Consider the following 12,007-nt stretch of genomic DNA (forward strand, 5'->3'; position numbering starts at 1 on the left):
TGATGACGCCGGTCTTCACATCGTCCCGGTTGGGCAGGCCCAGGTGCTCCTTGGGCGTGACGTAGCAGAGCATGGCGGTGCCCCACCAGGCGATCATCGCGGCGCCGATGCCCGAGGTGATGTGGTCGTAGCCGGGGGCGACGTCCGTGGTCAGCGGGCCGAGGGTGTAGAACGGCGCCTCGTCGCAGATCTCCTTCTGGAGATCCATGTTCTCCTTGATCTTGTTCATCGGGACGTGGCCCGGTCCCTCGATCATCACCTGGACGTCCTTGGCGCGGGCGATCCGCCCGAGCTCGCCCAGCGTCTGGAGCTCGGCGAACTGCGCCTCGTCGTTGGCGTCCGCGATCGAGCCCGGACGCAGGCCGTCACCGAGCGAGAAGGTGACGTCGTAGGAGCGCAGGATGTCGCAGAGCTCCTCGAAGTTGGTGTAGAGGAAGTTCTCCTGGTGGTGCGCCAGGCACCAGGCCGCCATGATCGAGCCGCCGCGCGAGACGATGCCGGTCTTGCGCCGGGCCGTCAGCGGGACGTAACGCAGCAGCACGCCCGCGTGGACGGTCATGTAGTCGACGCCCTGCTCGCACTGCTCGATGATGGTGTCGCGGTAGACCTCCCAGCTCAGCTCCTCGGCCTTGCCGTCGACCTTCTCCAGGGCCTGGTAGAGCGGCACGGTGCCGATCGGCACGGGGGAGTTGCGCAGGATCCACTCGCGGGTGGTGTGGATGTTGCGGCCGGTGGAGAGGTCCATGACCGTGTCGGCGCCCCAGCGGGTCGCCCAGGTCATCTTCTCCACCTCCTCCTCGATGGAGGAGGTCACCGCGCTGTTGCCGATGTTGGCGTTGATCTTGACGAGGAAGTTGGTGCCGATGATGGCCGGCTCGACCTCGGGGTGGTTCACGTTCAGCGGGATGACGGCCCGTCCGGCCGCGACCTCGGCGCGGACGAACTCCGCCTCCAGGCCCTCGCGCAGCGCGATGAACTCCATCTCCGGCGTGACGATCCCCCGCTTTGCGTAGGCGAGTTGGGTCACCGCGACCCCGTCGCGAGCGCGCAGCGGGCGGCGCGGGCGGCCCGGGAAGACCGCGTCCAGGTTGCGCAGGTTGCCGCCGCGCGGCGAGGTGTGCTTGATCCCGTCGTCCTCCGGACGCGCCTCGCGGCCGTCGTACTCCTCGACGTCGCCGCGCTGGCGGATCCACGGGTCGCGCAGCGCGGGCAGGCCGCGGCGGACATCGGGCTCGTACGCGGGGTCGGTGTACGGACCGGAGGTGTCGTACAGCGGAACCGACCTGCCGTTGGTGAGCCGGACCTCGCGGAACGGGACCCGCAGGTCGGGCCGGGAGCCCTCGCGGTACGCCTTGCGCCATGCCGGGGTCGGGTAGCCGGTGCCCGCGCTGGTGACGGCTGCGGACGTGCTGCGGGCAGGCTGCTGTGCATCAAAAGTGGTCATGTCGGACCCTCTACTCCCTACGCCGGCATTACCCGGTCCAGGTTCCTGCGGTCGGCGCAGCGTTCGGTACGCAGGTACCGGTCAGCGCCCTCTCAGCCCGGTGCTCCGAGCTCCCGTGTCGGCAGGCGGTGTTGCCTGCGTCAGACGTCCAACACCGTAGCGGGCGGATCGCAGCTGGTCCAGATGGGTTCCGGTCGTCCGGGGCGGCGGGCAGACTGGGGTCCATGGTGGGCTACACGGGCCGGGTCACCGGCAGGGTCGGCGCCGGACTGGTGGGCGAGGTGCTGCTGCACGTACCCGAGCGGCAGGGGACGGAGGCGTTCCTGGCGTACCCGTCGGTGGCGGACGAGACGCTGGCGGTCGGCACGCCGGTGGTCGTGGTGGAGTACCAGCCGCCGCGCACGGTCTATGTGGTCCGTGCGCTGGTCTGAGAGTGCCTGGACTGGTGGAGACGGGCCCGGACTCCGTCAGGTCCGGCGCGGACGTGGTGGAGGCGGCAGCCAAGTCGTCCGTATTGTCACCACGTTGACGCAATCTTGACGGGTTCGATGCAGAACACGGACAGTCCGCGCTTCCCAATGGATCTCGCAGGGCGCAGAATTTCGTGCTGCCACCGGTTCCGCGCCAATCCTGCACAACAGAGCGCAGCCACGGAACCGGTGCCCTGAAGGGGGAGAATGCCGATGTTGATCGGCGCCGTGGGAGCCGTCGTTGCTCTCGTTGTCATCGTGACCGTCTTCAAGCTCATGTGGCGCGTTGCCGAGCCGAACGAAGCACTGGTCATCTCCGGATCCAGGCACCGCGCCGAGGGGGTCGGCGAGAGCATGGGATTCCGGATCGTCACCGGGCGGGGAACGCTCGTGACGCCCGGCGTGCAGGTGGTCCGCCGACTGTCGCTCGACCTCAACGAGGCCGACCTGGATGTCGAGTGTGTGACATCGCAGGGAATTCCCGTGCACGTCAAGGGAGTTGTCATCTTCAAGGTCGGCGACGACGTGGTGTCGATCGCCAACGCCGCCCGCCGTTTCCTGGACCAGCAGAAGCTGATGGGCCAGCGGGTGCACAACGTCTTCGCCGGTCATCTCCGGTCCATCGTCGGCGGGCTGACCGTCGAGGACATGATCCGCGACCGCGAGCGGCTGACCGGGGAGACCCGGGCCGCGTCGGGCTCGGAGATGGAGAAGCTCGGTCTGATCATCGACTCGCTGCAGATCCAGGAGATCCTCGACCCGACCGGCTACATCACCAACCTGGCCGCGCCGCACGCCGCCGCCGTCCAGCGGGACGCCCGCATCGCGGCCGCCGCGGCCGACCGGGCGGCCACCGAGGCCGAGCAGGAGGCCTTCGCCCGCAAGGCCGAGGCGACCCGCAACTCCGGTATCCAGCAGGCCGGTTACCAGGCCGAGATGGACACCGCCGCCGCCCGCGCACTCCAGGCGGGCCCGCTGGCGCAGGCCGCCGCCCGGCAGGAGGTCGTGGTCCAGGAGACCAAGGTGGCCGAGCTGGAGGCGCACCGCAAGGAGCAGCAGCTCCAGGCGGACGTCCGCAAGCCGGCCGACGCCCGCGCGTACGAGACCCGCACCAAGGCCGAGGCCGACCGTGACGCCCGGATCTCGGCGGCCCAGGCGCTGGCCAAGGAGACCGAGCTGAAGGCCGGCGCCGAGGCGAACCGGGTGAAGATCGCCGCCGGCGCCGAGGCCGAGGCCACCCGGGCCCGGGGTCTGGCCGCCGCCGAGGCGACCAAGGCGACCGGTCAGGCGGAGGCCGCGGCCGCGGAGGCCAAGGGTCTCGCCCAGGCCGAGGCGGCCCGGGCGCTGGGTCTGGCCGAGGCCGAGTCGATCAAGGCCCGCGCGGCCGCGCTCGCCGAGAACCAGGAGGCCGTGGTCGCCCAGCAGCTCGCCGAGAACTGGCCCGAGATCGTCCGCGCGGGCGCCGAGGCCTTCGGCAACGTGGACCACATGGTGCTGCTGAACGGCGCCGACGGCATGGGCGAGATGTTCGCCAAGGCGCTGACCATGGGCGGCACCGGCCTCGGCCTGGCCCGCCAGCTGCTCTCCGCGATGAACACCGGCGGCGAGGGCACTGCCGCGGTCGCCGCTCCGGGCGCGACGGCCACCGCCGCCGCGAAGCCGGTCAGCCAGGCGATTCCGGTGCAGGAGCAGCAGAGCTGATCCGCTGACCGGCACAGCACACCGGGCCCGGTCGCCTTCTTCGGCGACCGGGCCCGGTGCGGTGTTCAGGGAAGTTCGGGAGCCGGGGGTCAGGCGCGCTCGGCCTCGGTGGCGACCAGGCCGTACAGCCGGCCGGCGAAGGCGTTCCCGACCACGATGCCGAGGACGATCGCGCAGACCATGAAGACCGTGCCCAGCCAGGCCATGGTGGCCACCGGCAGGGTGTAGGCGCCGATCACCTTGGCCACGCACTCGGCCACCAGCACGGTGCCCCAGACCAGCGAGAAGGCCCGCTCGTGGCGCCGGAAGGACACCGCGGCCGCCGCCGAGGCCGCCGTGCCGGACGCCAGCCGGTCCCAGGCCGCCGACTTGGCGGCGTCGCCCTTGACGATGAAGGGCCGCATTCCGGCGGTCATCATCGGCCGTCCGGCGAAGACCGAGCCCAGTACGGCGAGGCCGATCACGCTGCTGATCGCACCGTCCTTGGCGATCATCAGCCGGGCGTCCCCGGTGACCAGCGAGAGTCCGATGCCCACCAGGTTGACCACCAGTACCAGGGTGGCGAACGCGTTGAGCGAGCGCTCGCGCACCAGTTGGACCCCGGTGCGGACGGCGGGCACCACGCTGGAGATGGTCAGCGAGGCGATCAGGCTCAGGCCGAACACCGAGTGCGCCGCGTAGTAGGCCAGCAGCGGCAGTGCGACATCGATGAGCAGCGGCCGGAGCGGGGAGGCTTCGCCCTGCTCCGACCCGGCCGCCGCGACCTCGGCGGGGTGCTCCATCGTGCTGTCGGTGGTGAGTGCCATGATCCGTTCCTCCGTGTCGGTCCGTGCTGCGGGCTTCCCTGTGCCTCAAGAATCCCGTTCGGGGCCGGGTGCCCGGCAGTGTCTGCCGTCCGGGAAGCGCTATGACGGATGTCATGGTTGAGCTGATCGCCCGTCACGGCTGAGTACCCGTACTCAGGCCGCCGGACGGCACCGGGCAGAAGCATGGAGGGCATGAACCTCCAGACACCGAGCGTGGGCATCACCGCCGTGGGCTCCTGCCTGCCGGAGCAGGTGCTGACCTCGCGGGAACTCCAGGACCAGGTCGCCGCCGGCAGCGGACTGCGGCTGCCGGAGCGGATGTTCGAGAAGGCCACCGGCATCGTCACCCGGCGGTTCGCGGCGGACGGCGAGTACGCCTCGACGCTCGCGCTGGGTGCCGGGCGCCGCGCACTGGCGGCCGGCGGGTACGACCCGCTCGACATCGACCTGCTGCTGTACGCCTCCGCCACCCGGGACGTCGTCGAACCGGCCACCGCCCACCTGGTGCAGGCCGAACTCGGCTCGCGCGCCCACGCGTTCGACGTCTCCAACGCGTGCAACAGCTTCATCAACGGCATCGACGTGGCCCGCGCGATGATCCTCGCCGGCCGGGCCCGGCGCGCCCTGGTGGTCACCGGCGAGACGCCCAGCCGGGCGATGCGCCGCGACCCGGGCGGACTCGCCGAGTTCCGTGCGGGCTTCGCCGGTTACACCTTCGGCGACGCTGGTGCGGCCGTGGTGGTGGAGGCGGTACCGCACGGCGGGATCCTCGACGTCGAGACCGAGACCGCCTCCGAGCACTGGACGGTCGGCGGCATCCCGGGCGGCGGGTCGCGGCATCCGCGCGGCGACGAGTACAGCTACTTCCACGGCGGGGGAAAGGAGTTGCGCGGCGTCTTCGAGAAGATCGGCGGCGACATCCTCACCCGGGTGGCCGCCCGCACCGGCCTGGGCTGGGACGCGTACGCCCGGGTGCTGGTGCACCAGGTGACCGTCCCGTACCTGGAGCGCTTCGTCGAGCTGACCGGGGTCCCGGCCGATCGGCTGGTGCTGACCGTACCCGAGCTCGGCAACATCGCCAGCGCCACGCTCGGCGTCCAACTCGACCGAATACGAGGTGAGTTGCAGCGCGGAGACCGGGTGCTGCTGGTGGGGCTCGGCGGCGGGGTCAGCCTGATGACGATGGTCTGGGAGGTCTCGTGAGCGAGCTGTGGGTCGTCGTCCCCGCGTACCGGGAGGAGGCCCGGATCCGGGACACCCTGGACGCCCTGCTCCGCCAGCAGGACCGCGACTTCCGGCTGCTGGTGGTCGACAACGACTCCAGTGACCGGACCGCCGAGCTGGTACGGGAGTTCGGCGAGCGGGCGCCCTTCCCGGTCGAGGTGCTGGTGGAGACCGAGAAGGGCGTCGGCTGCGCGGTCGACACCGGGTTCCGGCACGCCATCGCCGCCGGCGCCACCCTGCTGGCCCGCACCGACGCCGACTGCCTGCCGCAGCCCGGCTGGACGGCGGCGGCACGGGCGGCCCTGCTCCGCTCGCCGGGCCTGGTCTGCGGCCACATCGAGGCCCGCCACGACGAACACGGGCCGGTCGGCCGCGCGGTGTTCCGCACCCTGGTCGCGCTCGGCGCCGCGTTCGGCCGGGTCCGGCCCGCGCACCACCGCCGACACGGCTACCTGGTCCCCTACCGGATGCACGCGGGCAACAACATGGCCATCGCCGCCGAGCTGTACCTCGCGGTCGGCGGCATGCCCCGCCGCCCGTCCCCGACCGACCGCACCTTCATCAACCGGGTCCGCCGCCACACCACCGCGATCGTCCACAGCCGGGACATGGTGGTGCACAACTCCACCCGCCGGATCCGCGCCTACGGCGTCCTCGGCACCGCCCGCTGGTACCTCGAACGCGGCAGCGGCGGCCGGGGCGTGGACCCCCGCTGAGGGGACGCCGGTGCACCTCGCGAGGGTCACCTCGCGCCCCGAAGGTCCGTCCCTGCGCAGTTCCCGACCCGTCCACGTACCCGACCCGATCACGTACCCGACCGGAGCCACCCGATGCTGGAACACCTCGCGCGCACCCTCCGCCAGGGCGCCGACCGGCCCGCCGTGCTCGGCACCTCCCGCACCGGCGCCACCCGCGTCCTGGCCCGCTGCGGCGAACTCGCCGACCTCGCCGACGGCTACGCGGGCGCCCTGCACCAGCGGTACGGCCTGCGCCCCGGCGACACCCTCGGGGTGGCCGTCCGCCCGGGACCGCGCGCCCTCGCCGTCCTGCTGGCCGCCTACCGGCTCGGGCTGTGCACCGCCGTCCTCGACCCGTCCGCCGGGCCGGACGTCCTGCTCGCCCGGCTCTCCCTCGCCGAGCCCGCCCTGGTGCTCGCCGATGCCGCCGCCCAGGCGGTCGCGGGCTGGGCGCAGCCGCTGGCCGGCCGGGCCGGCCTGGCCCTGCCGCCGCTCGCCGCCCTCGGCCCGGTCGCCACGGTCGGCCCGCGCGCGCCGGGCTGCGCCCCCGCCCTGCGGCCGGCCCCGACCGCCCTGCCCGGGTGGCACGACGGCGACGGCGACGCGGTGATCGTCTTCACCTCGGGGACGACGTCCAGCCCCCGCGCCGTGGTCCACAGCCGCAGCGGGCTGGCGGCCGGGATGCGCACCGTCACCGACCTGGTCCGGCCGCAGCCCGGGGAGACCGTGCTCGGCGGGACGTTCTTCGTCCTCGTCCCCTCGCTGGCGGCCGGGGCGGCGGTCGCCCTGCCCGCCCGCTCGACCCGCCTGCTCCAGCGCCAGATCCACCGGCTGCGGCCGTCCGAGACCTACCTCATCCCGCCCCGGCTGCGCGGTCTGGACACGTTCACCGGACGCGTCTGGACCGGCTCCGCCCCGGCCGGTGCCGACCTGCTCGGCCGGGTCAAGCGGGCCGGCGCCCGGGAGGCGTGGGGCGTGTACGCGCTGACCGAACTGTTCCCGGCCGCCGCCGTGGAGGCGTCCGAGAAGGCCGCCCACAGCGGCGACGGCGACCTGCTCGGCCACCCGCTGCCCGGCGTCGAGGCCAGGCTCTCGTCCGAGGGTGAACTGCTGCTCAGCGGACCTGCCGCCCGCAGCCGCTACCTCGGGGAACAGCCCGACCCGTGGGTCCGTACCGGCGACCGCGCCCGCCTCACCACGGACGGACGGATCGTGCTCGGCGGGCGCTGCAAGGACATGGTGCTGCGCCGCGCGGAGAACATCTACCCCGGGCTGTACGAACCCGCGCTGCACCTGCCCGGTGTCGAACTCGCCGTACTGGTGGGCGTACCGGCCGCCGAGGAGGGCGACGAACGGCTGGTCGCCCTGGTCCAGCCGCAGGCCGGAGCCGACCGGCGACGGCTGCGCGCCGCTCTGGAGACACCGCTGGCCCGGATGGGCGGCGCCCGCCCGGACGCGCTGCTCTTCGCCGACGTCCCGCTCTCCGGGCGCTCCCGCAAACCCGACCGTGCCGCGGCCGCCCGGCTGTGCGCCCAGGCGCTCGCCGCCCGCCGCAGGGCATGAGCGGGCCGCCCTCCGGCAGCGCGGAGCGGTGCGGGTCCCGAGGTGTTCGTACGGCTCTTCGCGCCCCGGCCGGTCCGCCCTGCCCGACCGCCGACAGGTCCCCTGGTCCCCCGGACCACCGAACCCGCGAGGAGCCGTCCCCGTGAGCCCCGACGCCCGGCGCCGTGACCGCCAGGTCTACCTCCACAGCCACCCCGCGCTGTTCGCGCTGCTGGCCGCGACCCGACACCGTCCGGTGGTGCGACTCGGCCGCACGGTGCTGGTGCACAGCCCCCAGGCGTACCGCGAGGTGCTCACCCGGGTGCCGCTGGACCGGACGGCCGCCGGTACGACCGGCGGCGCGGCGGCCCGACTCACCGACGGCGGGCTGCTGTTCGACCAGGAGGGTGCCGAGCACCGGAGCGCCCGCCGCGCACTGGCCGAACAGCTCGGCACCCGGGGTGTGGCCCGGCTGCGCCCGGTCTGGCAGCACGTCCTCGACCGGCGGCTCGCCGAACTGCCCCACGGCACCGACCTCGTGCCGATCGTCCGCGAACTCGCCGGTGCGACCGCGGCCGCCCTGACCGGCAGCACCGCCGCACCGCTCGACCTGGCCCGGGCCGCGGCCGACGCCGCCTCGGCCACCGCCCGCGAGCATCTGCCGAGCCTGCTGCCGAGGCGCCGAGCACCGGATGCCGCAGGCGAGTTGACCGGCATGCTGCCCGACCCCCTGGACGCGATGCTCGCCGTGGCCGCCGTGAACACCACCGTGGCCGCCCTCCCGCGTGCCGCGGCCTGGTGCGCGGACGCCGGACTCTGGGACCGGATCTTCGCCGCCCCCGGACCGGAACTCGTCGACGAGCTGCTGCGGTTGACCGCGCCGTCGCCGATCCTGCCCCGCGTCGCGGCCGCGACCGCCCCCGGCACCACCGTCGCGGGCTGCCCGATCCGGCCGGGCGACCGGCTGGTCCTGGTGGCCCGGCACGCCGCCGAATCCCACCGCGACACCCCGGCCGACCCCACCGCCGCCGCCCAGGCGGTCTTCGGCGCCGGACCGCACGCCTGCCCGGGAGCCCGCCTCGCCCGCGCCCAACTCGCCGACTTCCTGGCCGCGTTGGCGAAGCACCGCCCCACCGTCGTCCGCGCCACGGTGGACCGCCGCGCCGCCCTCCCCGGCTACTCCGCCCTCCTCGTCCGGCCGGAAGCCCCGGGCCCCGGCTCACCCGCACCCGCACCCGCACCCGCACCCGCACCCGCAACACCCTGACCACCCCGGCACACCCATCTCCCCCGCACGGAAGGCCCGTTCCCATGCGCATAGCCGTCACCGGCGCCAGCGGCTTCTGCGGTTCGCAGGTCGCCCGCGCCGCCGCTGCCACCGGGGCCGAGGTGCTCTGCCTCGGCCGCCGTCCCGGACCGACCGGTCAGCACGCCTACTGGGACGCCGCCGCCCCGGTGTCCGCAGGTGTGCGCGCCGCACTGCGCGAGGCCGATCTGCTCGTCCACTGCGCGGCGGCGGTCGGCGACCCAGCCCCGGGCTCCCCCGCCGAGGCGGAGCAGTACGCGGTCAACGTGGCGGGCACCGAACGGCTGTTGACGGCCGCCGCCGGCCGTCCGGTGGTCTGGGTGAGCAGCGCCAGCGTGTACGACCCGAGGCTAAGCCGCCACCTGGTCCGCGAGGACCACCCCACCGCCGGCGGGCACCTCAACGCCTACGGCCGGACGAAAGCCGTGGGCGAGCGGCTCGCGCTCGCCGCCGGCGCGGTCGTGCTGCGCCCGCGCGCGGTGTACGGCCCGGGTGATCCGCATCTCGTACCGCGTCTGCTGGCGCGGGTCCGGCGCGGCGTACTGCTGCTGCCGGGCGGGGACGTCGACCTCAGTCTGACCGCGGTGCAGAACCTGGCCGACGCCTGCCTCGCGGCCGCCGGCTGGGAAGGCGGCGCGTACAACATCGCCGACCGGCTGCCGTACCGCCGTGACGAGGCCGTCCGGCAGGTGCTCCGCTCGCACGGGATCGCCGACCCCCGGGTGGTCCATCTCCCGCTCCGGGCGGCCCATTTCGCCACCCGGATCGCCCGGACCGCCCGAACCGTCGGGTTCGACCGGGCCGCCGGGCTCACGCCGTACGCCGTGGACCAGCTCGCGCACAGCGTGGTGCTGGACACCACCCGGGCCCGCAGCCAGGGCTGGACACCCCGCTGGGACCTGGGCACGGCGTTCGCCGCCGGAACGCCGACGGGCCCCGCCGCTCCCACTGCGGGGAGCACGGGGCCCGTCGGAGCACCTCGCTGAACCGGCCGACCGGGTCAGCTCTTTGCGGCCTTCTTCACCAGGATCACCACCGCGGCGGCGAGACCCACCACCACCAGGCCCTTGATCAGCAGCCCGATCAGCGAGCTCACCACGCCCACCACGAACCAGACCAGGTTCCAGGCCAGGACCAGAACGAGGACCGGGACAACGATGTTGCGCACCCAGGAGGGCAGCGACTTCCAGAGCTCAGCCATGTCGGTTCCTTCTCTCCCCTCGGGCCGGCGCCGGCTCTTCCGTCGCGTCCCGTCCGCTTTCGATACTTCGATCGTACGGGCGTCGCAGCACGTAAACGAGCCTCTCAGCCCCCCATAGAACCCCGAGATCCCCCCGAGTCCGGGCCCAGGGATACCCCCACCCGGCCGTCCCCCGGACCGGCACCGAGGGCCGCCGACCGGTCCGCGGGGATCGGAGCGGCCGTCAGACCGGCCAGCTCTCGGCGCGCCAGGCCGCGTCCCAGAACATCCACTCGTAGCGCGACGTCGTGGTGAAGTGCTCGACCATCCGGCGCCGTTCGGCGGGCGAGATCTCCTCGCCGAGCCGGTCGGTCAGCGCCAGCACCCGCCGGACCACCGACTGGAACGCCTCGTCGCCGTACGTGGTGATCCACTTGGCGTACAGCGGGTCGGGCGAGGACTGCGCCAGCAGCTGCTCGCCGACCCGGGCGTAGATCCAGTAGCAGGGCAGCACCGCGCCGACCGCGTCGGCGAACGAGCCGCCGTAGACGGTGGCCAGCAGGTAGCTGGTGTAGGCCCGGGTGGTCGGCAGCACCGGTTCGGCGGCGGCCTCGGCGGCCGTCTCGCCGAAGACGTCCAGGAACTCGGCGTGCATCCCCTGCTCGGCGGCCAGCGCCCCGATCGCGTCGTCGGCGAAGGCCCGGACGTCCTGCTCGCCCGGGGCCTTGGCGGCGCAGACGGCCAGCGCGCGGGCGTAGTCGCGCAGGTAGTGCGAGTCCTGGATGACGAAGTGCCGGAAGGCCTCGCGCGGCAGGCTGCCGTCGGTGAGCCCGGCGATGAACGGGTGGTCGAGGATCTCCGCGTAGATCGGTGCGATGGCCGCCCAGAGCTCGGCGGTGAGCGAGCCGGGCTGCTCGGCGGTGTGCGAAGCGGACACGGTGTGGACTCCCTCCCTGTCCCGGGCAGGAGCGTCCCCGTGCCACGGCCAGGTTCTGGCGGTCGGCGCAGCAAGCCCCTCGTCCGGAAGGACCGTTCAGCGCCCTCTCAGCCCGCTGCTACGGGCTCCCGCGGTTCGGTTGCGTACCCGGCCGACCCTACCGTCCGAACGCCCTGCCGCCCACGGCCGGTTCAGTCCTCGGGCGGGGAGAAGATCACCAGCACCCGCAGTTCCTCGGTGATGCGGTGGAACCGGTGCGGCACCCCGGCCGGGACGAAGACCACGCTCCCCCGCCCGACCGTGGTCGTCTCCGAGCCGACGGTCAACTCGGCCCGGCCGCTGATGATCTGGTAGATCTCGTCCTGCGCGTGCGGTGACTGGGTGTCGGTGTCGCCGGGCGAGAGCGCGTACAGCCCGGCGGACATGCTTCGCTCCTTGAGGAAGCGGAGGTACGCGCCCTGGTTGGCGGCCCGTTCCGCGTCCAGCTGGTCCAACCGGAAGACCTTCATCGGGGTCGCTCGCCTCCTCGTCCGGCCCCTGGACCGGAACACCCACTGCCTGCACGCCGGATGCATTCAACCGCATCCGGTGCGGGCCGCCGCACCGCGGAGCCACCCCGCCGGTTTGGCTTTCGTCCCGAGTGCGGTACGCCTGGAGGCA

General features: G+C 73.5%; 12 protein-coding genes. 7 read left to right on the plus strand and 5 right to left on the minus strand.

Annotated elements, in window-relative coordinates; translation table 11 throughout:
* Window positions 1–1,444: phosphomethylpyrimidine synthase ThiC (gene thiC, locus UK12_RS25285; protein WP_045305446.1), on the minus strand; the 1,444-nt coding region annotated here is incomplete at its 3' end.
* A gap of 224 nt (window positions 1,445–1,668) precedes the next feature.
* Here thiC and UK12_RS25290 point away from each other — a divergent pair.
* Together UK12_RS25290 and UK12_RS25295 are read left to right on the plus strand one after the other, a co-directional pair.
* Window positions 1,669–1,875, plus strand: coding sequence for a hypothetical protein (locus tag UK12_RS25290; RefSeq protein WP_045305447.1), 207 nt, complete (start codon window positions 1,669–1,671; stop codon window positions 1,873–1,875).
* Window positions 1,876–2,127: 252 nt separating this feature from the next.
* Window positions 2,128–3,615 carry an SPFH domain-containing protein gene (locus tag UK12_RS25295; protein WP_045305448.1) on the plus strand — a complete coding sequence of 496 codons (1,488 nt, stop codon included), beginning with the start codon at window positions 2,128–2,130 and terminating at the stop codon, window positions 3,613–3,615.
* A gap of 89 nt (window positions 3,616–3,704) precedes the next feature.
* Here UK12_RS25295 and UK12_RS25300 read toward each other — a convergent pair whose 3' ends face one another.
* Window positions 3,705–4,421, minus strand: a complete 717-nt coding sequence (locus tag UK12_RS25300) for a VC0807 family protein (RefSeq protein WP_197085164.1) — start codon at window positions 4,419–4,421, stop codon at window positions 3,705–3,707.
* Between the two features lie 192 nt (window positions 4,422–4,613).
* Here UK12_RS25300 and UK12_RS25305 point away from each other — a divergent pair, with 192 nt between their 5' ends.
* From UK12_RS25305 to UK12_RS25325, 5 genes are all read left to right on the plus strand, one after another.
* Window positions 4,614–5,624, plus strand: a complete 1,011-nt coding sequence (locus UK12_RS25305; RefSeq protein ID WP_045305449.1) for a 3-oxoacyl-ACP synthase III family protein — start codon at window positions 4,614–4,616, stop codon at window positions 5,622–5,624.
* Window positions 5,621–6,361, plus strand: a complete 741-nt coding sequence (locus UK12_RS25310) for a glycosyltransferase family A protein (protein ID WP_197085165.1) — start codon at window positions 5,621–5,623, stop codon at window positions 6,359–6,361. The genes UK12_RS25305 and UK12_RS25310 overlap by 4 nt, the downstream gene beginning before the upstream one ends.
* A gap of 114 nt (window positions 6,362–6,475) precedes the next feature.
* The gene (locus UK12_RS25315) at window positions 6,476–7,945 is read left to right on the plus strand and encodes an AMP-binding protein (protein WP_045305451.1); all 1,470 of its coding nucleotides are present in this window, start codon (window positions 6,476–6,478) and stop codon (window positions 7,943–7,945) included.
* 142 nt (window positions 7,946–8,087) lie between these two features.
* Complete coding sequence (locus UK12_RS25320) at window positions 8,088–9,191, plus strand: hypothetical protein (RefSeq protein WP_063838322.1); 1,104 nt, start codon at window positions 8,088–8,090, stop codon at window positions 9,189–9,191.
* Window positions 9,192–9,235: 44 nt separating this feature from the next.
* Window positions 9,236–10,216: an NAD-dependent epimerase/dehydratase family protein gene (locus UK12_RS25325; protein WP_045305452.1), complete on the plus strand. Its 981-nt coding sequence runs from the start codon at window positions 9,236–9,238 to the stop codon at window positions 10,214–10,216.
* Window positions 10,217–10,230: 14 nt separating this feature from the next.
* On the opposite strand, the gene UK12_RS25330 is transcribed toward UK12_RS25325, so the two are convergent.
* The 3 genes from UK12_RS25330 to UK12_RS25340 form a co-directional block, all read right to left on the minus strand.
* On the minus strand, window positions 10,231–10,431 hold the full coding sequence (locus tag UK12_RS25330; RefSeq protein WP_045305453.1) for a DUF5326 family protein: 201 nt from the start codon (window positions 10,429–10,431) through the stop codon (window positions 10,231–10,233).
* A 223-nt stretch (window positions 10,432–10,654) separates the two neighbouring features.
* A complete protein-coding gene (tenA, locus tag UK12_RS25335) occupies window positions 10,655–11,347 on the minus strand; it encodes a thiaminase II (RefSeq protein WP_045305454.1) in 693 nt (230 codons plus the stop codon).
* 191 nt (window positions 11,348–11,538) lie between these two features.
* On the minus strand, window positions 11,539–11,856 hold the full coding sequence (locus UK12_RS25340; RefSeq protein ID WP_045305455.1) for a cupin domain-containing protein: 318 nt from the start codon (window positions 11,854–11,856) through the stop codon (window positions 11,539–11,541).
* Window positions 11,857–12,007 lie beyond the last annotated feature (151 nt).

Source organism: Saccharothrix sp. ST-888, assembly GCF_000955975.1.
In the GTDB taxonomy this organism is placed as follows: domain Bacteria; phylum Actinomycetota; class Actinomycetes; order Streptomycetales; family Streptomycetaceae; genus Kitasatospora.

Excerpts from the sequence above, each read along its gene's own strand:
- UK12_RS25315 (WP_045305451.1), top strand. The coding sequence starts at position 6,476 with ATGCTGGAACACCTCGCGCGCACCCTCCGCCAGGGCGCCGACCGGCCC.
- UK12_RS25330 (WP_045305453.1), bottom strand. The coding sequence starts at position 10,431 with ATGGCTGAGCTCTGGAAGTCGCTGCCCTCCTGGGTGCGCAACATCGTT.
- UK12_RS25295 (WP_045305448.1), top strand. The coding sequence starts at position 2,128 with ATGTTGATCGGCGCCGTGGGAGCCGTCGTTGCTCTCGTTGTCATCGTG.
- UK12_RS25340 (WP_045305455.1), bottom strand. The coding sequence starts at position 11,856 with ATGAAGGTCTTCCGGTTGGACCAGCTGGACGCGGAACGGGCCGCCAAC.
- UK12_RS25305 (WP_045305449.1), top strand. The coding sequence starts at position 4,614 with ATGAACCTCCAGACACCGAGCGTGGGCATCACCGCCGTGGGCTCCTGC.
- UK12_RS25325 (WP_045305452.1), top strand. The coding sequence starts at position 9,236 with ATGCGCATAGCCGTCACCGGCGCCAGCGGCTTCTGCGGTTCGCAGGTC.
- UK12_RS25290 (WP_045305447.1), top strand. The coding sequence starts at position 1,669 with ATGGTGGGCTACACGGGCCGGGTCACCGGCAGGGTCGGCGCCGGACTG.
- UK12_RS25300 (WP_197085164.1), bottom strand. The coding sequence starts at position 4,421 with ATGGCACTCACCACCGACAGCACGATGGAGCACCCCGCCGAGGTCGCG.